At 62.9% G+C, this 20,446-nt stretch carries 25 protein-coding genes and 1 tRNA gene; 5 read left to right on the top strand and 21 right to left on the bottom strand.

Features of this window, described 5'->3' with window-relative positions:
• Positions 1-37: 37 nt before the first annotated feature.
• The 7 genes from gabD to ACSSVC_RS04615 form a co-directional block, all read right to left on the bottom strand.
• Positions 38-1,480: an NADP-dependent succinate-semialdehyde dehydrogenase gene (gene gabD / locus ACSSVC_RS04645; protein WP_102882696.1), complete on the bottom strand. Its 1,443-nt coding sequence runs from the start codon at positions 1,478-1,480 to the stop codon at positions 38-40.
• A gap of 378 nt (positions 1,481-1,858) precedes the next feature.
• On the bottom strand, positions 1,859-2,173 hold the full coding sequence (locus ACSSVC_RS04640; RefSeq protein WP_092318458.1) for a RebB family R body protein: 315 nt from the start codon (positions 2,171-2,173) through the stop codon (positions 1,859-1,861).
• 55 nt (positions 2,174-2,228) lie between these two features.
• A complete protein-coding gene (locus tag ACSSVC_RS04635; protein ID WP_025128569.1) occupies positions 2,229-2,543 on the bottom strand; it encodes a RebB family R body protein in 315 nt (104 codons plus the stop codon).
• Positions 2,544-2,655: 112 nt separating this feature from the next.
• A complete protein-coding gene (locus ACSSVC_RS04630) occupies positions 2,656-3,171 on the bottom strand; it encodes a hypothetical protein (RefSeq protein ID WP_492612029.1) in 516 nt (171 codons plus the stop codon).
• Between the two features lie 146 nt (positions 3,172-3,317).
• Positions 3,318-3,980 carry a hypothetical protein gene (locus tag ACSSVC_RS04625; protein WP_492612028.1) on the bottom strand — a complete coding sequence of 221 codons (663 nt, stop codon included), beginning with the start codon at positions 3,978-3,980 and terminating at the stop codon, positions 3,318-3,320.
• Positions 3,981-4,004: 24 nt separating this feature from the next.
• Entirely contained in the window at positions 4,005-4,232 is a 228-nt protein-coding gene (locus ACSSVC_RS04620) for a RebB family R body protein (RefSeq protein ID WP_011058560.1), read from the bottom strand.
• Between the two features lie 118 nt (positions 4,233-4,350).
• Complete coding sequence (locus ACSSVC_RS04615; RefSeq protein WP_492612027.1) at positions 4,351-4,881, bottom strand: RNA polymerase sigma factor; 531 nt, start codon at positions 4,879-4,881, stop codon at positions 4,351-4,353.
• 200 nt (positions 4,882-5,081) lie between these two features.
• On the opposite strand from ACSSVC_RS04615, the gene ACSSVC_RS04610 reads away from it, so the two are divergent.
• From ACSSVC_RS04610 to ACSSVC_RS04600, 3 genes are all read left to right on the top strand, one after another.
• Positions 5,082-5,158, top strand: a tRNA-Arg gene (locus ACSSVC_RS04610).
• A 174-nt stretch (positions 5,159-5,332) separates the two neighbouring features.
• Positions 5,333-6,184, top strand: coding sequence for a hypothetical protein (locus tag ACSSVC_RS04605; protein ID WP_346634039.1), 852 nt, complete (start codon positions 5,333-5,335; stop codon positions 6,182-6,184).
• A complete protein-coding gene (locus ACSSVC_RS04600; protein WP_346634038.1) occupies positions 6,168-6,632 on the top strand; it encodes a hypothetical protein in 465 nt (154 codons plus the stop codon). The genes ACSSVC_RS04605 and ACSSVC_RS04600 overlap by 17 nt, the downstream gene beginning before the upstream one ends.
• 18 nt (positions 6,633-6,650) lie before the next feature.
• Here the strand turns inward: ACSSVC_RS04600 and ACSSVC_RS04595 are convergent, their stop codons facing one another.
• The 7 genes from ACSSVC_RS04595 to ACSSVC_RS04565 all read right to left on the bottom strand — a co-directional run bounded on the left by ACSSVC_RS04595 (position 6,651) and on the right by ACSSVC_RS04565 (position 11,351).
• Entirely contained in the window at positions 6,651-6,839 is a 189-nt protein-coding gene (locus ACSSVC_RS04595; protein WP_492612026.1) for a hypothetical protein, read from the bottom strand.
• A 72-nt stretch (positions 6,840-6,911) separates the two neighbouring features.
• Entirely contained in the window at positions 6,912-7,592 is a 681-nt protein-coding gene (locus tag ACSSVC_RS04590) for a hypothetical protein (protein WP_492612025.1), read from the bottom strand.
• The gene (locus ACSSVC_RS04585; protein ID WP_346634035.1) at positions 7,589-8,170 is read right to left on the bottom strand and encodes an RNA polymerase sigma factor; all 582 of its coding nucleotides are present in this window, start codon (positions 8,168-8,170) and stop codon (positions 7,589-7,591) included. Before ACSSVC_RS04585 ends, ACSSVC_RS04590 begins: the two co-directional genes overlap by 4 nt.
• 37 nt (positions 8,171-8,207) lie before the next feature.
• The gene (locus ACSSVC_RS04580) at positions 8,208-9,977 is read right to left on the bottom strand and encodes a vWA domain-containing protein (RefSeq protein ID WP_492612024.1); all 1,770 of its coding nucleotides are present in this window, start codon (positions 9,975-9,977) and stop codon (positions 8,208-8,210) included.
• A gap of 88 nt (positions 9,978-10,065) precedes the next feature.
• Positions 10,066-10,626 (bottom strand): YbhB/YbcL family Raf kinase inhibitor-like protein, encoded by a 561-nt coding sequence (locus ACSSVC_RS04575; protein WP_346634033.1) that lies wholly within the window; start codon positions 10,624-10,626, stop codon positions 10,066-10,068.
• A 220-nt stretch (positions 10,627-10,846) separates the two neighbouring features.
• The gene (locus tag ACSSVC_RS04570; protein ID WP_492612023.1) at positions 10,847-11,095 is read right to left on the bottom strand and encodes a BrnA antitoxin family protein; all 249 of its coding nucleotides are present in this window, start codon (positions 11,093-11,095) and stop codon (positions 10,847-10,849) included.
• On the bottom strand, positions 11,073-11,351 hold the full coding sequence (locus ACSSVC_RS04565; RefSeq protein WP_492612022.1) for a BrnT family toxin: 279 nt from the start codon (positions 11,349-11,351) through the stop codon (positions 11,073-11,075). The genes ACSSVC_RS04570 and ACSSVC_RS04565 overlap by 23 nt, the downstream gene beginning before the upstream one ends.
• A 418-nt stretch (positions 11,352-11,769) precedes the next feature.
• Here ACSSVC_RS04565 and ACSSVC_RS04560 point away from each other — a divergent pair, with 418 nt between their 5' ends.
• A complete protein-coding gene (locus ACSSVC_RS04560) occupies positions 11,770-12,039 on the top strand; it encodes a hypothetical protein (protein ID WP_492612021.1) in 270 nt (89 codons plus the stop codon).
• Positions 12,040-12,087: 48 nt separating this feature from the next.
• Positions 12,088-12,681: a DUF4291 domain-containing protein gene (locus ACSSVC_RS04555; RefSeq protein ID WP_446439590.1), complete on the top strand. Its 594-nt coding sequence runs from the start codon at positions 12,088-12,090 to the stop codon at positions 12,679-12,681.
• Between the two features lie 173 nt (positions 12,682-12,854).
• On the opposite strand, the gene ACSSVC_RS04550 is transcribed toward ACSSVC_RS04555, so the two are convergent.
• The 7 genes from ACSSVC_RS04550 to ACSSVC_RS04520 all read right to left on the bottom strand — a co-directional run bounded on the left by ACSSVC_RS04550 (position 12,855) and on the right by ACSSVC_RS04520 (position 20,346).
• Positions 12,855-14,357: a YdgA family protein gene (locus tag ACSSVC_RS04550; RefSeq protein ID WP_346634029.1), complete on the bottom strand. Its 1,503-nt coding sequence runs from the start codon at positions 14,355-14,357 to the stop codon at positions 12,855-12,857.
• Between the two features lie 209 nt (positions 14,358-14,566).
• Positions 14,567-15,202 carry an NADH:ubiquinone oxidoreductase subunit N gene (locus ACSSVC_RS04545; protein ID WP_346634028.1) on the bottom strand — a complete coding sequence of 212 codons (636 nt, stop codon included), beginning with the start codon at positions 15,200-15,202 and terminating at the stop codon, positions 14,567-14,569.
• A 93-nt stretch (positions 15,203-15,295) separates the two neighbouring features.
• The gene (locus ACSSVC_RS04540) at positions 15,296-16,744 is read right to left on the bottom strand and encodes an efflux transporter outer membrane subunit (protein ID WP_492612020.1); all 1,449 of its coding nucleotides are present in this window, start codon (positions 16,742-16,744) and stop codon (positions 15,296-15,298) included.
• Positions 16,741-17,631: an efflux RND transporter periplasmic adaptor subunit gene (locus tag ACSSVC_RS04535; RefSeq protein WP_346634026.1), complete on the bottom strand. Its 891-nt coding sequence runs from the start codon at positions 17,629-17,631 to the stop codon at positions 16,741-16,743. Before ACSSVC_RS04535 ends, ACSSVC_RS04540 begins: the two co-directional genes overlap by 4 nt.
• Positions 17,628-17,837: a DUF1656 domain-containing protein gene (locus ACSSVC_RS04530; protein WP_011058538.1), complete on the bottom strand. Its 210-nt coding sequence runs from the start codon at positions 17,835-17,837 to the stop codon at positions 17,628-17,630. Before ACSSVC_RS04530 ends, ACSSVC_RS04535 begins: the two co-directional genes overlap by 4 nt.
• Positions 17,834-19,921 carry an FUSC family protein gene (locus ACSSVC_RS04525; RefSeq protein WP_446439592.1) on the bottom strand — a complete coding sequence of 696 codons (2,088 nt, stop codon included), beginning with the start codon at positions 19,919-19,921 and terminating at the stop codon, positions 17,834-17,836. The genes ACSSVC_RS04530 and ACSSVC_RS04525 overlap by 4 nt, the downstream gene beginning before the upstream one ends.
• On the bottom strand, positions 19,918-20,346 hold the full coding sequence (locus tag ACSSVC_RS04520) for a MarR family winged helix-turn-helix transcriptional regulator (RefSeq protein ID WP_346634024.1): 429 nt from the start codon (positions 20,344-20,346) through the stop codon (positions 19,918-19,920). Before ACSSVC_RS04520 ends, ACSSVC_RS04525 begins: the two co-directional genes overlap by 4 nt.
• Positions 20,347-20,446: the final 100 nt, after the last annotated feature.

Below are 20,446 nucleotides of genomic sequence, written 5' to 3'. Positions count from 1 at the left end.
GGACAGCGCTCTCGTGCCCTCTGCGCTTGAAGCGAAATCAGATGCCCAGGCAGAGGTACTTGATTTCCAGGTAGTCCTCGATGCCGTACTTGGAGCCTTCACGGCCCAGGCCCGAGGCCTTGATGCCGCCGAACGGCGCCACTTCGTTGGAGATCAGGCCGGTGTTGACCCCGACCATGCCGTACTCCAGAGCCTCGGCCACGCGGAACACACGACCCAGGTCGCGGGCATAGAAGTACGAAGCCAGGCCGAACTCGGTGTCGTTGGACATGGCGATGACTTCAGCTTCGTCTTTGAAGCGGAATAGCGGCGCCAGCGGGCCGAAGGTTTCTTCCTTGGCCACGGCAGCGTCTTTGGGCACGTTGACCAGAATGGTCGGCTCGAAGAAATTGCCCTCCATGGACTTGCCACCGGCCAGCAGGGTCGCGCCTTTTTTCAGGGCGTCGGCGATGTGTTCCTGGACCTTGGCCACGGCTTTTTCATCGATCAGCGGGCCGGTGGTGGTGCCTTCTTCCAGACCGTTACCGATCTTCAGCTTGGCCACGGCCACTTTCAGCTTCTCGGCGAAGGCGTCGTAGACCGAGTCCTGGATGTACAGGCGGTTGGCGCAGACGCAGGTCTGGCCGTTGTTGCGGTACTTGGAGATGATCGCGCCTTCGACGGCCTTATCCAGATCGGCGTCGTCGAACACGATGAACGGCGCGTTACCGCCCAGTTCCAGGGACACTTTCTTGATGTCCTTGGCGCATTCGGCCATCAGTTGGCGACCAATCTCGGTAGAGCCGGTGAACGACAGCTTGCGCACGATCGGGTTGCTGGTCAGCTCGCCGCCGATGTCGCCGGCACTGCCGGTAACCACGCTGAGCACGCCTTTCGGAATCCCGGCGCGGTGCGCCAGTTCCACCAGGGCCAGGGCCGAGAACGGGGTTTGCGAAGCGGGCTTGATGACCATGGTGCAACCGGCGGCCAGGGCCGGGCCGGCTTTACGGGTGATCATCGCCGCCGGGAAGTTCCACGGGGTGATGGCCGCGGTCACGCCGATCGGCTGCTTGATCACGATCAGGCGCTTGTCAGGCTGGTGACCAGGGATCACGTCACCGTAGATGCGCTTGGCTTCTTCGGCGAACCATTCGATGAAGGAGGCGGCGTAGGCGATTTCGCCCTTGGCTTCGGCCAGCGGCTTGCCCTGCTCCAGAGTCATCAGGCGACCCAGGTCGTCCTGGTTTTCGATCAGCAATTCATACCAGCGGCGCAGCTTGGTGGCGCGCTCCTTGGCGGTCAGGGCACGCCAGGCCGGCAGGGCCTTGTCGGCGGCTTCGATAGCGCGGCGGGTTTCGGCGGCGCCCATCTTGGGTACGGTACCGAGGATTTCACCGGTAGCGGGGTTGTTGACCTTGATCGTCTGACCGTTGTCCGCGTCGACCCAAGCTCCATCGATGAAGGCTTGTTGGCGGAACAACTGGGCGTCTTTGAGCTGCATGTCGGCTTCCTTAACAGCACCGCGCATACGCGGGGCGAATTGTGATTGTAAAAAAGGCGCCCTGTCAGGCATGGACCGCGCTGGCGCGTCTGCAAGCCTTGGACAAAGCTGCCGTCAGGAAAATCGTTCACTGGGTAAAAGCACGAAAATGTCGCACACAAGGATAGACGTGCGCTTGGGCACCCAGGCAAGAGCGTTTGAAATCTCAAACGAATCCTAGGGTCAACGGGGGTAAAGGACAATAGGCTGTTCGAAAAAAAGAACGTAAAGGCGCCTAGCGGTAAAAAATCCGCATCAACCTCCCATGCTGCCGGGCAAAAGACAACGCCCCCGGGGCCTGCAGACCGCGGGGGCGTTGGCGTGACGCCAGAGGAAGGATCAGCTACTGAACGACTTGAGCACCGTCAGCAGACTGGTGAGGTTGTCGGCCACGCCGCCCTGGGCGACTTTTTCGGTGGCCGACGCACCGGCAGTGGTGTCGACGCTGTAGATCTGCATCACGCCCTGGTTGGTCGCGGCCTGGGCCAGGGTGTTTTGCTGCTGCTGGGCCGAAACCGAGTTCTGGAACAGGATGGCCACGGATTGGCCCATGGACTGGTAGACGGTACCCATCGCCATGGCCGGTGCTTCGGCAACGACCTTGACGTTGGTCTGGGTGACGGCATCGGTGATTTGCGGACTGACTGTGCTCATAAAAACTCCATTTTTTTTGCAGGAAAGTTCAACGGGGGATCAGCCTTTCAGCCACTCAGCCCTGGAAGGACTTGAGTACTGTCAGCAGGCTGGTGAGGTTGTCGGAGACCCCGCCCTGGGCAACCTTCTCGGTCGCGGCGGCGCCGGCGGTGGTGTCGACGCTGTAGATCTGCATCACGCCCTGGTTGGTCGCGGCCTGGGCCAGGGTGTTTTGTTGCTGCTGCGCCGAGACCGAGTTCTGGAACAGGATCGCGGTGGCCTGGGCCATGGATTGGTAGATGGTGCCCATCGCCATGGCCGGCGCTTCGGCGACGACTTTGACGTTGGTCTGGGTGACGGCATCGGTGATTTGTTCGTTTACAAGTGGCATGGCTCAACTTCCTTTGTTAGTACACGGAGCATTCCGTGTCATTGAGTGAACGTGGCAGTCGTTTTGCTGTGAACCGTGGGGCCTGGGACCCTCGGCTTATTTCAGGGGGGGCTTATTGCCCACTGCCGGCAGTCACCTGCTTGAGGGTGTCCTCGACCTTTTGCGCCAGCTCGGCCATTCGCGCTTCGATGGCGGCTTTCACCTCCTGCTGCACCAGGGTGCTGATCAATGCCTTGAGCGCCGGATCATCCGCCGGGGCCGGGGCCGGGGGCGGTGACGCCGGAGCAGGGGCAGAAGCCGCGGCCTGGACCTGCGCCTGGGAGCCGGCCGCGCTAAGCAATTGCTGAAGCAGCAGGTCGCGGGTCTGGGGATTGTCGGGACCGGGGGCTGCGGGTCCGGCCAACTGCTCGATCAGCTGCCGGGTGCGTTGCTCGTCCGCCTGAATCACATCCAGGGCACGCTGACGGGCCTGATCAATGCTGTTCTGCGAGGCCTGGACCAGATCCACCGACTTGTTCTGCACAAAGGCCTCCAGCACCTGGCGTTCGACAACGGTCAACGGGCGCTTCAAATAGGTTTCGGCAAAACTGAGGATCGTCGCTACCGCCTTGGGGTCTTCATTCGCCATTTCATGCTCCTTATTGATGAATGACGTTGAAGGGCTGGGCACCGGGTCCGTCGAACTTCAACGCCAGGGGTGACAAGAGAGGACGCATGGACACACGCCTCTCGGACACATCACCCCCGAGCGCCTTGCGCGCCCGGGGGACGTGTTCAGGATGACGACGGTCGATTGGCCAGGGTGGCGCTGTACTTGGCGATACTGGCGTCAATCTTGTCGATGGCCACACTCGCAGCTTCGGCTTCCATGGCGCCCGCAGCGGCGGCCACCGCGGCCGCCGCGCCCACCATCAGGTCGGTGGCGAGGACGCCGAGCGCATCCTCGGCGGCGCCTTTCACGTTCTCTTTGACGATGTTCTCGGTCATCTGCTTGAGCAGCACCGCCTGAGCTGCCAGGGCCAGCTTGCTGACTCCGTCGAAATACCCCGCGGCCGACTGCGCCACCAGGCCGGCAGCCTGGCTGATCATCATGTCGGGGGCTATCGCGATCTGCGCCGGGGCATAGCTGAAGGTCTGGGCATTAGTGAACTGCACCGCCTGGACGATCTGACTGTTCAGGGCATCGGTGCTGTCGGTGCTGGGCGTGCCGGCCTGCTTCAGCAACTGCGCGTTCATCGTCTCCATCACCGAAGGTTGCGCTGCAGCGGCGGACGGCGGTGCAGACGCAGGGTCGGGCGCCGAATCGGTGCCCGTCGACGCGGGCTCACTCGCCGCCTGAGAGGCGGCCGTTTCAGCCGCCATACCGGGCCCGGCAGCCGCGCTCGCGGATTCATCGGCCGCGGCTGCGGGTGGGGTTTTCTTCTTGAACCACGCCATGACGATTCTCCCGGGCTATCAGCCCTACTCGCCGATCGCCATGATCAGCGCCACGGCCTTGGACACCACCGCGTTGGAAATCTGATTGAGCGCCTGCTGGCTGTTGACCGCGTTCTGCAACGACAGGCCCGCCGAGTGACTGGCCACCTGATACAACGAGGCGATGGCCTGGGCCGGGGCTTCGGCCACCACCTTGACGTTGGTCTGGGTGACGGCATCGGTGATCTGCGAGTTGACCATTGGATCTGGCATACATCTCTCCTTAGATGGAATGGCCCACCGCAGGGACGGCGGCGCCGGCTACAGCGTCGAAAACAGGCTCACTGAACAAGAACGCCCCAGGGGGCCTGCTGTGAATCTTGCGGATGCTTCAACGCAACGCCGCCCGTAACAGCTGCACATGCTTGCGCGCCAAGGGCTGGTTCATTCCCAGCTCGGCGGCAATGTGTGGATAGGGCAGATCGTCGACAAACTTCAGTTCAAACAGTCGGCGCTTCTTGAGGGGCAATTGCGCCACCCGTCGACTCAGCAGGGCCAGGGTTTCCAGCAACTCCACCTGCTCCAGCACCGACATCTGCGGGGCCTCCAACTGCTGCAGAGGGTCCTCTTCGAAATCGGCGAAATCCACAAATAGGCGCTGCTCCCGAGCCCGTCGGCGGCAACTGTCGACAAACACATGATCGAGGATCAGGAACAGAAAACCCTGAGGGTCGCGAATACGCTCCGGCGAACGGCGAAAGAACAGCAGCGCCTTGATCGCCGTGGCCGCCAGCCACTCCTGGGCGCCATCGGCATTGCCCCGCGCCAGCTTCCGGGCGCGGCGCTGCAACCCGGGGAGCACCGCCTTCCAGCTCTCCTCAAACAGATGGTCCGCCAGCGCTGCCTGCAGACCGTCTTGCATGGAACAATTCATCTCCCGCACCTCCCTGTGCCCCGTGACTGCACGGATATGGCTGCAGGGTGCGCTGGGCCGAACGGCCGATGCAGCGGGAAAAACTACCGCTACGGCCCGGGTTTCCGGGGATTGCACAGGGCCATGGAAAAGGGATGCAAGCCGGCGTGGACGCCTCGAGTCGACATAGGTATGATGTCGCCCGCACTGCATCCGTAGCTCAGCTGGATAGAGTACTGCCCTCCGAAGGCAGGGGTCGTGGGTTCGAATCCCGCCGGGTGCACCAGCTTTAACGAGAAAGCCCCAGGTCTGATGACCTGGGGCTTTTTTGTTTCCGTGTACCGGCGTTGCCGGCAGAAGCCTCATTAACCACCTGATCCAGGACGTCACCTCGCAATTGGAGGCTGTCCCGGTGGGGCGCGACTTGCTACATTCGCAGCCCCCCGGACAGGAGGTCCCCATGCTGCACCATCCGCCGTTCAACCCACCCTTCGAGCCAGCAGTACGTCATTGGGTCACCTGCTTCATGGGCTATGACATGCCTGCGGCACTCAATGCCGAACTGAGCCGCTACAACCCCAATGATCCCGAAGACCGTGAATACCTGATCCGCCACTACGTGCTGGCGCGGGACTACCCCCAGGAAAATTTCCGTCATCGACAACGGCTGGTAGAGGTCCTGCAAGCGGCCCTGGATGATCCGGACTACGACTTCGAACAGGTCTGGGAGCCCAGCGAGGATGACTACGAGGACGATCAATGGCCCAGCAGTTGGCCGGGGGTGCTCGACGACAGTCGGGACTTCTTCCAGCGTCTGCTGATCGCGGCCCGGGAGCTGTGGCACGAAGACCTGACCCGCGCGCAGTTACCTTCACTGGCAGAGTGCCGGGCGATCCCCGCTCGGGACCGGGGCCCCCGTGACTGGCTGTTCAGCATCGACAACAGCGAGGCCTGGAGAGCGGTCTTCAATGAGGCGGCCACACCCTATGACCTGAATACCCCAGGCCCAGTGTTTCAAGGCGAGCAACTGAGCCTGCGCCTGTCCGGAGCCCTGGGGCGGCTGTCCGTACCTGGCAACTGGCCGGCGAGCCAGGCCCCAACCCATTGCAGCTTGCGGCTCAACGTCCGGGGCATTAGCGAACTGGCCGCCAGTGGCAGCCGGTTCGACGGGGGCATGCGCACCCAACTCACCCGCCTCAACCCCGGTTATCACCTGCGCCTGGAAATCGGTTTGGACTGCGTGATCGAATGCGTGGCGCTGTCCGTGAGCATCACTGACGTCAAGGGAACAGCAGATGAAAAGCAACTTTGAAGAGGCCCTGGAGCGTCAGGAGATACCCCAATTTTTTCGCGGCCAGGGCCCGTACCTGACTCGGGACGGCGATTGGGACGAGCACCTGTACTGCATCAACTGGCCGGGGATTTTCGCTTACCTGCGGGACCACGCCGACGGCGCACAACAGCTGAGCAGCGCCTTCGAGCTCTACGTGTACAGCGTCGTGGAAACCATCGAGGATTGCTTCGGCCTGCGGGAAAACCTGTTCGGCTATTACTCGACCCGGACCCGCTGGGCGCCCGACAGCAGTGATCTGCTGGCGCAGTTGCCGGAGCCTTGCCGGCGGCGCATCGTCCAACGCCTGAGCTGGTATCGCTGGCAAGTGGAAAACCACGCCCGGTTGCTGCCGGAGCGGGCCCGGCGCATGACCGCGGACGGTGCCTGCGCCGAGTTCATCGACCTGCCCGCCTTGCCCTACAGCTGAACCCGGCGGCCGCCGGGATCATTCATCCTCGGCGGCTGCAGCATCTTGCTCCAATGGCTCGGCATCGTCCGGCGCCTCTTGATCGTCGCCCTCTTCAGCCTCTTCAAGGCCGAAGTCCTTGCGACTTTCCTTGATGGCCTGACGGATATCCGCGCCCTTGATCGGGCAGTTCAACATTGCCGCTATACGGTCGATGCGGGGTGCCATGACCGGCCTCTCACTTTCTGGAAACTGGGCAGATAGTGCGCGCTTTCCATGACGACAGCCAACCCCCGCACTTTATTGACGACGCAAGGCTTGCAGGCGTGCGTCCAGATCCTCCTGTGGATACTTTTCATGCAGCTGGAGCAGCAGCTCGGCCGCCTCACGGCTCTGGCCGTCATCCCACAGACGCAATACCGTCTGCAGCTGCTCATCCAATCGCTGGATCGTCCGGGGCTCGACCGCGGCCGACATGCGCTTGGCCATCTTGCTCGACTCGGCCCTGGGCTTGGCCATCGCAGGAGGCGCTTGGTCGCTGAACGCTTCCATCTGTGGCGCCGCGGTAAAACTGCCGACAGGGGCCGCAGGATCCATGGGCGCAGGGGCGGCAGGCGCCGGGGCACTCAAGGCCCCGGCCAGCTCGGTGGAATGCGCAGCCAGGCGCGCCATGGGCGCAGCAGGAGCTGGAGCGGGCTCGGGGACAAAGGCCTGCTCTTGTGGATAGTGCTGCGCAGAAGGCCGCAGCAAACCGATGACCAGCGCCACGCCAAACAGGCTGGCAAAGGCCAGTTGATAGCGCGGCCGTTGGCAGGCCCGCATCCAGCGCTGCCAGAGACTGGGTTTGGGCGCGGGGGCTTCGCGGCGCGCGGTGGCCAGGATCATCGCATCCAGATGCGCCGGCGGTTCTTGGGCACTGTGTTCGCGAATATGCGCCAGCATCTGCTCTTCGGCTGATGGGGTCTGTCGGGCGTCAGTCATGTGAGTACCTCCTCGGCCAGGAGCCGACGCAATTTTTTCAGCGCGTAGCGGAAACGGCTTTTCACCGTTTCCAGCGGCGTTTGGGTCAGGCTGGCGATCTCTGGCAGTTCCAGGTCGCCGTGGGCCCGCAGCAGGAACACCTCGCGCTGGTCTTCGGGCAAATCCTGCAGGGCGGCTTCGATACGTTGCTGGTCGCGGCACAGGCTCAGTTGCTGTTCGGGACCGGGAGCGTGGTCGGTTTCGCCATGCAGTTGTTCGTCGTAGCTGTCGTGCAGCGGGTTGCGCTGGCCGTGCTTGCGCCAGTGATCGATCAGCCGGTTGCGCGCGATCTGATACAGCCAGGTACGAAAGCTGGCCCGGCCCTGGGGCTGGCTGGCACTGCGGATCAGGCTGAGCCAGGTTTCCTGGTAGATCTCCTCCGCCAGCTCGGCCTTATTGCACAGGCCCAGTACGAAGCGATACAGGCCCTGGCGATGGCGCTGGTACAGCACCTCGAAGGCCGCAGGCTCTCCGGCGCGATAACGCGCCAGCAGCGCTTCATCACTGCTGGCATCGGTGGACACTTGGGGAGCAGACATAGGGCGGATGAACTCCTGTTCACTGCTCGTTATGGGTCTATTCAAGGCGGCTCTGCACTTGGCTCATGTCCACCGGCTGAGCCTCGACCTGGGCGGCATTCCCAGTCTGGGTTTTCGGCGCCTGAGTTTGCAGACTTTGCGCCAGTTCCACCAGTTGCACGAACTCGCCCCGCAGCCCGTAAGGATCGTCGCCCTTGGCGCCACGGGCCAGCTTGGCGGTGTCGGTCAGGCTGAAGTTGCCGGTGTAGCGGCCGTCCTTGAGTTGCTGGGAAAACGCCGCCACCGCAGCGGCGAAGCGCAGGTCCGGGCTGGCCTCAGCCAGTTTAGCCGGCTGCTGCGCGCTGATCGGCCGTTCGATCAAGCGGCTGCTGCCACCTTCCGGCGCCTTGTAGCGCACCCGCAGCATCGCCAGTTCGCCATTCCTGCCACTCTGTTCCGGCACCTTGGCCTGGGTATAACGCAGCGGCTCCAACCAGCCCTTCTCGCCCGCTGGGACGATTTCATACAGCGCGGTAACCGTATGCCCGGCGCCGATTTCCCCGGCGTCGACCTTGTCGTTGCTGAAGTCTTCACGCTTGAGGGCACGGTTCTCATACCCCAGCAGGCGGTACTCGCTGACCTGGGCCGGGTTGAACTCCACTTGCAGTTTCAAGTCCTTGGCCACCACTGCCAGGGTCGAGCTGAGCTGGTCCACCAGCACCTTGCGCGCTTCGCGCAGGTTGTCGATGTAGGCGTAGTTGCCGTCCCCGGCATCGGCCAGTTGCTCCATCAGGTGCTCGTTGTAGTTATCCACACCGAAACCCAGGGTGGTCAGGGATACGCCGCTCTTGCGCTTCTCGGCGGCCATGGCCTTGAGGCTGTCGAAGTCGCTGACGCCGACGTTGAAGTCGCCGTCGGTGGCCAGCAGGATGCGGTTGATGCCCTTGTGGATAAAACCCTGCTGGGCCATCTGATAGGCCAGCTGGATACCCGAGGCGCCCGCCGTGGAACCACCCGCGGTGAGCTGGTCGATGGCGGTGCGAATCTTCGCTTTGTCACGTCCGGAAGTGGGCTCCAGCACCACCCGCGATTCACCGGCGTAGACCACCAGCGACACCCGATCCTGATTCCGCAGTTGATCCACCAGCAGCTTGAGGGTGCTTTTCACCAGGGGCAGGCCTTCGCGGCGATCCATGGAGCCGGAGACATCCACCAGGAACACCAGATTGGCCGGGGCCAACTCTGCCACCGCGCGGTCCGAAGCCTTGATGCCGATGCGCAGCAAGCGGGTGTGGGGGTTCCACGGCGAGGGCGCCAGCTCGGTGGTCACGCCGAAGGGCGAGCCGTCGCTGGGCAGGGCGTAATCGTAGGGGAAGTAATTGACCAACTCCTCCAGGCGCACCGCGCCTTCCGGCGGCAGGCTGCCCTGGTTGAGCAAACGGCGGACGTTGGCATAGGCGCCGGTATCGACGTCGGCGCTGAAGGTCGAGACCGGTGCTTGGGCAACGCTGTGGATCGGATTGTCCGGCAGTTTCTGATACTGCTCACGGGCCTCGTCACGGTAGCCGGCCATGATCGAATCACCGGCGGCGATGGGCGCCGGCATCGGTGCCGACAACCTCATGGGATGCGCAACGCGCTTGGCCATGGCGGCATCGGCGTGCTGCGCCTCGTACTGCACTTCGGGCTCAGCCTGCAGCGCCCCCTGGGTCGAAGCCCCTGCGGCGGATTCAGGCTTGGACGATACACCGCAGCCGGCAACCGCCAGCAACAGGCCGGCGGCGAAACCCTGGGCGGCCGGACGAAGAAAATGCAGAGGAAGGGACATGGGGGCTGACCTCGGAAAGAAATGATCCATTCCCCCCTTCAGACGAAGCCCCTTGGCGATTCGGGTTAAGCCCCCAAAAAAATTTCACTCAACGGGAGTAGCGGCGTACCACACTGCTGTTACGCAACACGTGGCCGTTGATCTTCTCCAGCAACTGGGCCCGGGTCAGCCCGGCAGGCAGGGCTTCCGGCGCCAGGTCCAGGGCATAGATCTGGATGATGTAATGGTGCGCGCTGTCGCCCACTGGCGGGCATGGGCCCATGTAGGCGGTGCCGTTACGGCTGTTGAGCCCGGCCAGCCCTTCCAGATTCGGCTTGGTGCCGGCGCCGGCCGGGATCTGCCGAGTGGTGGGCTTGATGCCGTAGTGCACCCAGTGATCCACACCCTGGCCCTTGGCGCCGTCCGGATCGTGCATGACGATGGCATAGCTCAAGGTCCCGCTGGGGCCCGCGGTCCAGTTCAAGGCCGGAGAGTTGTTGTGCCCGCCACAGCCTTTGGCATCACTGGCGTTGCCGGTGGTGAACAGCCGGTCATCCGAGACCCCAGGGATATTCAGGGTGAAACGCTCCTGGGCCTGCACGGGAAACTGCAGGCACAGCAGCACGGCACCAGCGGCCAGCCAAGTATTGCGGGAGGCAAAGCGAGACATACGAAAGCACCTTTTTGCGGATGAGATCGAGGGGGCCACAAGACTATAGCCTGCACCAAAGAGCGCGCCGCTTTGTGCGCGGCGCGGGAGAGATTGAGCTTGAGGATGGGGTAATTGTAAATGAATATTTCAGATAGAAAGCGCAATGGCGAGCACAATCCACCGCCGGCCAGAAAGGGCGGCGGGCCACCCGCCCGCCTCCTGAAATGATGCGCAGACCTCAGCCCTGGTGGGCCTGCATGTACTGACGCAGCAATTGGTTGATCCGCGTCTGGTAACCCGCGCCCTGGCCCTTGAACCATTCCAGCACATCGGCGTCCAGGCGGATGGTCACGGCCTTCTTGCCCGGCAGATGCACCTCGGCTCGGCGAAAGAAATCGTCATCCAGCTCGGGGATATCTGAAGTATCGATGCTCTGGTCATCGGTTTTCGCCAGGCGATCCCAGTCAGTTTTCGATCCGTTGGACATAGTATTTAGCCTCCCGTTTAGTGGCTTTACGCGCCGAGATGATGCGCACCGCATGACCCCGCTGCTCGGTATGGACCACCACGCCCACCAGGGTCCTGATCCAACCAAGGCTGATCCAGCGTTCCTCGCCATAATCCAGGCGCTCATCGCGCAAGGACAGCACCGGGCGCTGGAACATCAGCACGGCATCGTTGAAATCGATGCCGTGCTTGAGGAGGTTGGCGTGATTCTTGGCCTCGTCCCATTCAAAGTACATGAGCAATTCCGTATTTACAAATGTACATACAGGCTAGCCGACCAGCAGTAAAAAACACCTGGGGAAAACACTTGGAAATACAGTCGCAAGCAGGACGGTTGTGAGCGGAAAAAGCCCTACAACGTTCTCGGAAAAGACGCCACCACACTTGCCTTGCACCGTCGCAAGCCCGGGGCTTATAGTCCGGCCGTCGCCCATATGGCGACCTGGTTTGGCGACCGGAATAACGAATGCGAAAGCTGTTTGCTTGTTTGCAGGCTCTTTTGCACCCGCAACGCTGCTTTATGGCAGCTGTGCGCGGGAGACCTTCGGGTCTGCCGGTTTCTCGTTGCCGGCTCGCCAACCTGCGTACAGCTGCCACCCATTCGTTTGGCGACGATTGAACGGTAGCTTTCTACCAATCAAACGAGGTGTGCCAATGAACCGCTACATGCCGATAACCGGCCACGACTGCCTGATTCCTTCCCTGCTGATCGACACCCAGGCGCCCATCGATGTGCTGCACGACGCCGCAGCCTTTCGCATCCGCGCCGCGACCCAACTGCTGGAGAACTTCGCCGCCGATACCCTGCGCAGTGAACCGGTGGTTTTGCAGGAGCTGACCCTGGTGTGCAGCATCCTGCTGCGCGATGGTTGTGATCTGCTGGATGTGACATCACGGCGCCTGCAACCGCAGGCCGAACTTTAAACACCCCAGGGCGGCTTCCCGGCCGCCCGCTTTTCATAAGGAAATGCCATGCATAAACCCCCAACAGAACTCCCCCAGCGCCAGATCCGCGCGCTCTACGACGACACCACCATCCGCGTCTACCAGGCCTACTCCGAGAGCATCGCCGACGCCGCCCTGGCCCACGGCACCTTCGTTTCCCCACCGTTCAAGATGGAGCGCATGACCTGGATAAAGCCGTCCTTCCTGTGGATGATGTACCGCGCCGGCTGGGGTTTTAAGGACGCCGGACAAGCGCGCATCCTGGCCATCGACATCAGCCGCGAAGGCTTCGAATGGGCACTGGCGAACGGCTGCCTGAGCCATGCCGACGAGTCCATGAGCAAGGAAGAGTGGTTGAAGTTGAAAGACCAGTCACCGGTGCGCATTCAATGGGACCCGGAACGGGATCTGTACTTGCGGCCACAGGAACACCGAGCGATCCAGATCGGCCTGAGCAAGGAGGCCGTGCAGCTGTACGTGAACCAGTGGATCAAGCGCATCACCGATGTCACGCCCCTGGCGCACTCGATTCATCGGCTCATCCAGCAAGGTGATTTGGACGGCGCCCACCGCCTGATTCCGCAAGAACAGGAATATCCCACTCCCCGCGAGTATCAATGAATCGCCCTTGGCGGCAGCTCAACCATCAGCGACGCCTGCCGTACATCCTCAGGACTGAGGCGCAAACACCGCATGACAACCACTCTCCAGACAGCAAAACGCCCGGGCTGTCGAACAGCGCCGGGCGTTGAGCTTTACGGTCGGAGGACGCCAAAGACGCCCTCACCCAGGGCTTACTGCAGGGCGCCAGCGCCACCCATTTTGCTCATGACAAAACCAACGAACTGCTCGACGGTCATCTTCTGACCGTTGAAATTCACTTCGTTATTGGCGTAGTGCAGCGACGACACCACCGCATTGCCTTCCAGCTTGGCCAACTGAGTGGCCAGGGCCATGGCGCTGAGCATTTCCGCGGTAGCGGCGCTTTGCTCGGCGATCTGCTTGGCATCGGTCTGGCCTTCGGCCTGGGCCTGCAAGGCAGCCACGTCCGCCACCATCGGCTTGGACAGCGACAGTTTGGCGTCCAGCTGACTGATCAGTTGCTTGCCCAGCTCAGCCGGCGGCAGCTCCAGGCTCTGCGGCTTGGCCAGATCCAGGCTCAGGCTGAAACGGCTTTCACCACCGGCGGTCTTGAAGGCCAGGCTTTCAAGGGCGATCTGTGGTTTGGCTTCCAGGACCTTGTTCACCGCGGCACGTACCTTGACCTGCTCGGCGTCGGACATTTGCAGTTCCGGGGCCGGTTCGCCCTCGGCAGTGGCCTCGGTGGCAGCCTTCTGATACGGCTGCAGCACGGTCTGGTAGACCTGGAGCAGATCGAGCATGCCCTGGCTGTCGAGGTTCTTCATGCTCCAGAGCATCTCGGCCGAACCCACGGTCTTGCCGTCGAAGGCGATTTCGCCCACTCGGTAATCCGCACGGCCCGCCACTGTGCTGCCGGTTTCTTCGCTGAAGGTCTTCTGTTCGAAGTTCTTCAGGGTCAGCACCGATTGCTTGTCACCGAAGGTGGCCTTGGTGCTGGTGAGTTCCAGGGTGTTCTGGCCCATGTAGTAGCCGAAGCTGCTCTTTTTCAGGTTACTGGCCAGGGTCAAGCCGTTGATTTCCAGCTTGCCCGGGGCCTTGTCCGGCGAGCTGAGCGAGAGGCTCAGGCTGTCCATGTAGCCGTCGACCTTGGCTTTCTGGCGGTTGTCGCTGACGCTGAAGGTGGAGTTCAGGCCGGAGAACTTCAGGCTGCTCTGCTCATCCAGGGCCAGTTCCATCGGAGCGAAATCCAGGGTGCCCTCGGCGGACAGGTCGTAGCCGACATTGACCACGCCCTTGAACGGAGCCACGCCTTTGGTGGCGGCAAACCATTTGTCGGTCTGCGGGCTCTTCTCCAGTTCGTAATGGCTGGTAGCCATGACCGGCAGCCACTTCAGGCGCACCAGGCGGGAGAAAGGCAGCGGGCCGTGCTCGATGTGATCGGTGACCAGCAATTCCAGATCGCCTTGGAACACATCACCCTGGCCCTTGAGGCGATAGTGAGCGGTGCTGCTGAACAGGCCACGCTCCAGGGACACCAGTTCGATGGTCGCGGTGGCGTCATAACCGATCAGCGCCGCCTGCAACTCTTTGTTGCTCTCGACGATCTGCTGCTGCACAACGCCTTCCAGCTTGGTGCCGGTGTACCAGGCGCCGCCGACACTGATGGCACCTACCGCGACGACGATTCCTAACAGTACGCCTGCTGATTTATTCATGTCTGACCCGATCAATATCCGTTGTTTGAAGGTGTGGTCGTCTTCCCTGAACCCATGACGGGTTGCGGCTCGACTCCGCGTAAAACCGGCGCAGATTACCACTGGCGGCTAGCGCGAGCCCAATCTTTGAATGTGAAAAACCGTGGAGCGCGGGGATGCGGGGCCTGCAGCCGCTGACCGGCAGCGGCTACAGGGCCGGGAGGCAGGTTTCAGGAGTATTCGACTTCCAGGGCATCGAGCTGATGGTCGAAGCTCTTGAGACGGGCGCTCCAGGTGTAGACCAGCACTTCGAAATCCCGGTCAATCACCGGGCTGTTGCCACGGGACTCGCCACGGGGATCACAGAAATCCAGCTGGTAACGCTCCCGCGCCATGGCGGTGGCGACATCCGACAGTTCCCGGGCATTGTTCAGCCAATGGCGCCCGTCATCGGCCTGTTTGTCCAGCAGGATGCACTGCTTTTTCAGGGCTTCCAGGCTCTTTTCCAGAGGGGTGCCGGTGAGTTCGCCCATGACTTCGGCGAAGGTCCGCCCCGGCTGCCAGTAGCTCCCCCAGAAGTAACGGTCGAACACGGTTTCAACCCGGCGCAGAGCCACCTTGGTGTCCCAGATCATCACCAGGGTCTTGCTCTGTTCGAGCTGTCTTTTCTTGATTTTCTGACTCTGCAACGAGGCCCAGGCCACCACGCCGATGGCCATCACCGCGATCAGCGCGCTGGCGCTGTCGAGGAACACCATGGCCTTGTCGATCTGATGGGCCAGCATGATGCCGTAGAAGTAGGTGGCAGACAGCAGCACCAGTGCACAGAGCGCACACCAGAAGCCCGGAGCATAAGGGTTTTTCATTATTGGAATCCCCATGACCATCACATGCTTTGATCGGCTGGAAAGCCCATTGCACGCAGGACGTTTCCAACTGATCAAAGCATAGCAACGGCCTCAGGGTTTCGCGGGTTGCGAGCCTTGCGTTCGTCCGCTTTCCCAACCGCCGCCCAGGGCCAGGAACAGATCGATCTGGCTCATCGCCACCTGAGTATTGGCCGCCGCCAGCTGCGCGCGCATATCGGTGTAGGTACGGGTGGCTTGCAGATCGGCGAGGAAGGAAGCGCGTCCGGCCTGGAAAAAACGGTGAGTCTGGTCCGCCGCCAGTTGCGCCGACTGCTCGGCATCCGCCAGGGCATCGCGGCGTTGCAGCTGGGCACTGTACTGGGCCAGGCCGGTCTGGGTTTCACGAATGGCGTTGAGCACCACCCCGTCGAAATGGGCCAGGGCGCCCTGGCTCGCCGCTTCGGCCTCATGAATGCGTTCACGGGCGCCGTTGGCCGGTATGGTCCAGCTGATCAGCGGGCCGAAGCCCCAGCGGTTGGTGGAAGGCTTGCCGAGGTTGTCGAGAATGCCCACGGTGCCAACCGTGGCACCGATGCTGATATCGGGATAAAGAGCTCCGGTGGCGACGCCGATTTCTGCGGTGGCGGCGGCCAGCCGGCGCTCGGCCTGGCGTACATCGGGACGACGCTTGAGCAGTGCCGCGCCGTCGCCCACCGGCAGCAACTGGGCGATATGGGGCAGCTCGGCGCAACGGGCGGTGCCGGCGGGCAGTTGCTCCACCGGTTTGGCCAGCAGCATCGACAGGCGGAACAGCCCCGACTGGCGCGCGGCTTCATAACGCGGCAGTTCGGCGCGCAGGGACTTGAACTGGGTCTGGGATCGGGTGACCTGGGTTTCGTCACCGCGCCCGGCATCGCGCAAGCGCTGGGTGAGCTCGGTGCTCTGGGCTTGCAGGCTCAGGGAGTGTTCGGCGATTTCCCGCTCTTCGTTGGCCGCGCAGACCTGGGTATAGGCGCGCACCACGTCTGCCACCAAGGTGATACGCGCCGTATCTGCCGCCGCCTGGGTGGCATCGGCATTGGCCTTGGCTGCCTCGATGCCCCGTTGCAAGGTGCCGAACAGGTCGAATTGATAAGAGGTGCTGATGGACAGGTTGCCGACGTTGGCCACCGGTACTTTTTCCGGCAGCAGGAAGGCTTCGCCGGACTCCTGCAGACGCTCGACCCCGGCCTTGACCCCGCCGCTCCAGCCACCGGCGGCCTGGGCCTCATCCACTTGGGCACGGGCACGGGCCAGGTTGGCCGCCGCCACCCGCAAATCGGTGTTGGAGGCCAGTGCCTGCTGCACCAACTGGTCCAGGCGCGGGTCCTGATACAGGCGCCACCAGTCCACAGGCACCGGCGCCGACACCACATTGGCACCTTTGGCGGTCAATTCGCCCTGCAGATCCTGGCGTTGCAGCGCCGCGTCCTTGGGCAGGCGGTAATCCGGCCCGACCATCTGACAGGCCGAGAGCAGCAGGCCGAGCCCGGCCAGGGCCAAACGTGCGCCGCTGTTCATTGCCCGGGCTCCCGCTTGGCCTGGTCGTCGAGGATCGACACCGTGGCGGTACGCCCGGCGATCATGCGGAAGTCCGCCGGCACCTCATCGAAAGCGATGCGCACCGGAATCCGCTGGGCCAGCCGCACCCAGCTAAAGGCCGGGTTGACGTTGGGCAGCAGATTGGAGCCGCTGCTGCGATCACGGTCCTCGATCCCGGCGACGATGCTTTCCACATGCCCGCGCAGCCGCGCGCGGTCACCGATCACGCGGATGTCCACGGCCTGACCGACATGGATGCCGTCGAGCTTGGTCTCTTCGAAATAGCCATCGATATGGAAGGAGTTGCTGTCCACCACCGAGAGCACCGGGCGACCGGCGGTAACAAACTCCTGGGTCCGCGGTGCGCGGTCGTTGACGTAGCCGTCCACCGGGCTGCGTACCACCGAACGGTCGAGGTTGAGCTGGGCGCTGTCCACCGCCACCTGGGCCTCGGCCAGTGCCGACTGGGCACGGGCTTCGCGGGACTGACTCTCTTCCAGTTGCTCGCGCGGCACCAGATTGCCCAGGCCACGGTTGCGCTTGGCTTCGCGCTGGGCCTGGGCCAGGGTTTCCTGACGGTCGGCCAGGGCGGCCTTGGCCTGGCGCAGGGCCAGCTTGAAACGGTCCTGATCGATGCTGAACAACACCTGGCCGCGCTTGACCAACTGGTTGTCGCGCACTTCCACCAACTGGATCAGTCCGGACACGTCTGGTGCGATCTGCACGATGTCGGCACGGATATGCCCATCCCGGGTCCAGGGCGCGAACATGTAGTACATCACCATGCGCCAGACCACCACGACCGCGAAGGTCACCACCAGTAACGTCAGGACCACACGGCCAATGGTCAATAAAGGTTTTTTCATGTCATCAGGTATCGACTGAGAGAGTCCACGGCGCCCAGTAGCAGAGCGTAGAGACCCACGTTGAACAGCGCCCGGTGCCAGACCAGACGATAAAAGTGCAAGCGCGTCAGCACCCCGTGCACCAACAGGTACAAGCCATAAGTGATGCCCATCAGCACCAGCAGCGTGGGCAGGAACACCCCGCTGATATCCAGATCACCGATCATAGGGGCGCTCCATCGATGCCATGGGGAAGGGGTTCTTCAAGCTCGCTGGTGGCGACGAATTCCACCCCCGGCAGCAGCGCCAGGCGCAGGCCACTGAGGGCGTGCAGCAGGTGCAGGCGGGTTTCGTCGTCGCCTTGCAGGCCCTGGCTGTTGAGCGCACGCCGGGTGCGGTCCAGGGTCATCAGCAACGCACTGGGAGCGGGCAGGCGTTCGCCGGCCTTGAGGCAGGCCTTAAAGTATTCGCCGACCTCGGCCACCACCTGGCGCAGCAGGGACTGAGCCAGCCCCTGCACCCGCGGCGCATAGGCCTGCAGGTCCAGGACATTGAGCGCAACACGCAACTCCCGCAGGGCGGCACCGGTGTCCTGGCCGGTCATGGCCAGGCGCGGCAGGTGCTGCATCAGCCGGTCGAGCATCTGCGCCCCCATGTGCCGGTGCTCGGCCAGGGTTGCCGGCTCGGAGAGGCTGACAATGTCGCGCCAACTGAAGCGGGTCAGGCGCTTGGCCGCCAGTTCCGAGCCGAACGGCCGGGCAATCAGGGTCCAGACAAAGGCAAAGAGCAGGCCCATGGGCCCGGCCAGGTTGGAGTTGGCGAAGCTCAGAAAGTCCGCGTCGTAGGCGCCCTGGATGCTGATGAAGGACGAGGTGTTGACGATGGTCAGGAGCATACCCAGGTAGAACCGCGGCTGTACCGTCAGGGTGCCCACACAGATGAAGGGCACGGCAAAGGCCAGCACCAGCATCGGGAAGTCGTGCAGGTTGGGCAGGATCAGGAACAGGTAGAGGCTGGCGAACAGCACCGACATCGCGGTCCAGAAAAAGAACCGGTAGATCTGCGGCGCGGGGTCGTCCATGGAGGCGAAGAAGCTGCAGGCCACCGCCGCCAGGATCACCGCGCTGCCGCCGTCGGTCCAGCCCAGGAGGATCCACAGCACCGAGGCGACGATGATCGCGAGCACCGTCGAGCCCGCCGAATACAGCATCAGCCCGCGGTCAAGAAACGGCGTCAGCCGGCCCAGGCGCCAATGCCGGTAGACCGCGCGCCAGGGAGCCTGACTTTCGCTCTGGATGGCGTGCTGCAGGCTGCGGCAGTCTTGCCACAGATCGATCCACTCGCCGAGGCGATACAGGGCGTTGGACAGCAGCAGCTGGCGCCGGTCATCCAGGGCTTCAGGGCTTGGTTGCAGGGTTTCAAGCTCATCGCGCAGAGCTTGCCAGCGTTCCACTGAGGCATCCCGGGCGGTGCCTTGCAGCCATTCCTCGGCCTTGGCCAGCAAGGGGGCGAACTGCGCCACCAGTTCCGGGGTACGCCGTTCCAGGGCGTACAGAGCATCGTCCAGAGCATCCACCACCGGCAGCAGGTTGATCATCCGCCCGCGCAGTTCCTTGGTGTTGCGCACCGTCTGCGGCCGGGCGCCTTCGTGGGGCAACTGGCCGATCATCAACTCCAGGGTGTTGAAGGTGCCCACCATCGATGTGCGCAGGGCGCTGACTTCTTCAGGCTGCACATTGCGCGCGAGGAAGCGCTGGCTGTAGACCGCGGCATCGGCGAACCACTTGCCGGCGGAATCGACGAACACCGGGGCCAGCCGCCGGGGCCAGAACATGCTGCCAATGACCGCAGCGCAAATGATGCCGAGGAAGATTTCCTCGGTTCGTGCCTCGGCCACATCCCACACCGCCAAGGGGTTGTCCACCACCGGCAGGGCAATCAGCGGCAGGGTGTAGCCGGCCAGCATCAGGGCGTAGTTGTTGGCAGTGCGCAGGTGCATGGACAGGAACAACAGGATCCCGGTCCACAGGGCGATGATCACCACCAGCAGATAGGGGCTCTGCACGAACATCGGCACCAGCAGCACCGCAGCCGCCGCGCCGAGAAAGGTACCGATCGCCCGGTACAAGGCCTTGGAACTGGTAGGGCCGACAAAGGGGCTGGAGACGATGTACACCGTGGCCATGGCCCAATAGGGACGCGGCATCTGCATCAGCATGGCGATGTACAGAGCGATCATCGAAGCAGCGAAGGTGCGCACGCCGTAGAACCAGTCGCGCGCGGGGGGCATGCCAGTGAAAAAGCCTTTCAAGATGACAGCACCGGTACATGGCTGGCGGACTCGAAGGCGCGAATCACCCGCAGTGCCGCTTCCAGGTCGCTGGCGCTGATGCCTTCGAGGACTTCATGGCGCAGGCGCACCAACTCGCTCTCCACGGCTTGCACCAGCTCGCGGCCGGTGTCGGTCAGGCTCAGGCATTTGGCCCGGCGGTCGTGGGGGTCTTCACTGCGGCACACGTAGCCGGCGCTGCACAGTTGATCCAGCAAACGCACCAGGGATGGGCTTTCCATCCCCGCGGCCTGGGCCACCGTGACCTGGCGCACGCCCTCGCCCAGGCGCCCGATCATCAGCAGGGGCACCGCGCAGGCTTCGGAGATTCCAAAGTTGACCAGGGTGGTCTGGCAGATCCGCCGCCAATGCCGGGACGCGACCACCATGCCACTGCTGATGTTCATGTGGAGTGATTCAAGGGAGTTGGACACAAGACTGTTCGCACACTGTTAGTTTGCTAACTATCAATATGGCATCCACGGCTAAATCCAGTCAAGTTTTGTA

This window comes from Pseudomonas sp. E1BtOHC1 (assembly GCF_058744285.1).
This window is presented reverse-complemented; position numbering and strand designations above follow the sequence as displayed.

Excerpts from the sequence above, each read along its gene's own strand:
- gabD (WP_102882696.1), bottom strand. The coding sequence starts at position 1,480 with ATGCAGCTCAAAGACGCCCAGTTGTTCCGCCAACAAGCCTTCATCGAT.
- ACSSVC_RS04640 (WP_092318458.1), bottom strand. The coding sequence starts at position 2,173 with ATGAGCACAGTCAGTCCGCAAATCACCGATGCCGTCACCCAGACCAAC.
- ACSSVC_RS04635 (WP_025128569.1), bottom strand. The coding sequence starts at position 2,543 with ATGCCACTTGTAAACGAACAAATCACCGATGCCGTCACCCAGACCAAC.
- ACSSVC_RS04630 (WP_492612029.1), bottom strand. The coding sequence starts at position 3,171 with ATGGCGAATGAAGACCCCAAGGCGGTAGCGACGATCCTCAGTTTTGCC.
- ACSSVC_RS04625 (WP_492612028.1), bottom strand. The coding sequence starts at position 3,980 with ATGGCGTGGTTCAAGAAGAAAACCCCACCCGCAGCCGCGGCCGATGAA.
- ACSSVC_RS04620 (WP_011058560.1), bottom strand. The coding sequence starts at position 4,232 with ATGCCAGATCCAATGGTCAACTCGCAGATCACCGATGCCGTCACCCAG.
- ACSSVC_RS04615 (WP_492612027.1), bottom strand. The coding sequence starts at position 4,881 with ATGCAAGACGGTCTGCAGGCAGCGCTGGCGGACCATCTGTTTGAGGAG.
- ACSSVC_RS04605 (WP_346634039.1), top strand. The coding sequence starts at position 5,333 with ATGCTGCACCATCCGCCGTTCAACCCACCCTTCGAGCCAGCAGTACGT.
- ACSSVC_RS04600 (WP_346634038.1), top strand. The coding sequence starts at position 6,168 with ATGAAAAGCAACTTTGAAGAGGCCCTGGAGCGTCAGGAGATACCCCAA.
- ACSSVC_RS04595 (WP_492612026.1), bottom strand. The coding sequence starts at position 6,839 with ATGGCACCCCGCATCGACCGTATAGCGGCAATGTTGAACTGCCCGATC.
- ACSSVC_RS04590 (WP_492612025.1), bottom strand. The coding sequence starts at position 7,592 with ATGACTGACGCCCGACAGACCCCATCAGCCGAAGAGCAGATGCTGGCG.
- ACSSVC_RS04585 (WP_346634035.1), bottom strand. The coding sequence starts at position 8,170 with ATGTCTGCTCCCCAAGTGTCCACCGATGCCAGCAGTGATGAAGCGCTG.
- ACSSVC_RS04580 (WP_492612024.1), bottom strand. The coding sequence starts at position 9,977 with ATGTCCCTTCCTCTGCATTTTCTTCGTCCGGCCGCCCAGGGTTTCGCC.
- ACSSVC_RS04575 (WP_346634033.1), bottom strand. The coding sequence starts at position 10,626 with ATGTCTCGCTTTGCCTCCCGCAATACTTGGCTGGCCGCTGGTGCCGTG.
- ACSSVC_RS04570 (WP_492612023.1), bottom strand. The coding sequence starts at position 11,095 with ATGTCCAACGGATCGAAAACTGACTGGGATCGCCTGGCGAAAACCGAT.
- ACSSVC_RS04565 (WP_492612022.1), bottom strand. The coding sequence starts at position 11,351 with ATGTACTTTGAATGGGACGAGGCCAAGAATCACGCCAACCTCCTCAAG.
- ACSSVC_RS04560 (WP_492612021.1), top strand. The coding sequence starts at position 11,770 with ATGAACCGCTACATGCCGATAACCGGCCACGACTGCCTGATTCCTTCC.
- ACSSVC_RS04555 (WP_446439590.1), top strand. The coding sequence starts at position 12,088 with ATGCATAAACCCCCAACAGAACTCCCCCAGCGCCAGATCCGCGCGCTC.
- ACSSVC_RS04550 (WP_346634029.1), bottom strand. The coding sequence starts at position 14,357 with ATGAATAAATCAGCAGGCGTACTGTTAGGAATCGTCGTCGCGGTAGGT.
- ACSSVC_RS04545 (WP_346634028.1), bottom strand. The coding sequence starts at position 15,202 with ATGAAAAACCCTTATGCTCCGGGCTTCTGGTGTGCGCTCTGTGCACTG.
- ACSSVC_RS04540 (WP_492612020.1), bottom strand. The coding sequence starts at position 16,744 with ATGAACAGCGGCGCACGTTTGGCCCTGGCCGGGCTCGGCCTGCTGCTC.
- ACSSVC_RS04535 (WP_346634026.1), bottom strand. The coding sequence starts at position 17,631 with ATGAAAAAACCTTTATTGACCATTGGCCGTGTGGTCCTGACGTTACTG.
- ACSSVC_RS04530 (WP_011058538.1), bottom strand. The coding sequence starts at position 17,837 with ATGATCGGTGATCTGGATATCAGCGGGGTGTTCCTGCCCACGCTGCTG.
- ACSSVC_RS04520 (WP_346634024.1), bottom strand. The coding sequence starts at position 20,346 with ATGAACATCAGCAGTGGCATGGTGGTCGCGTCCCGGCATTGGCGGCGG.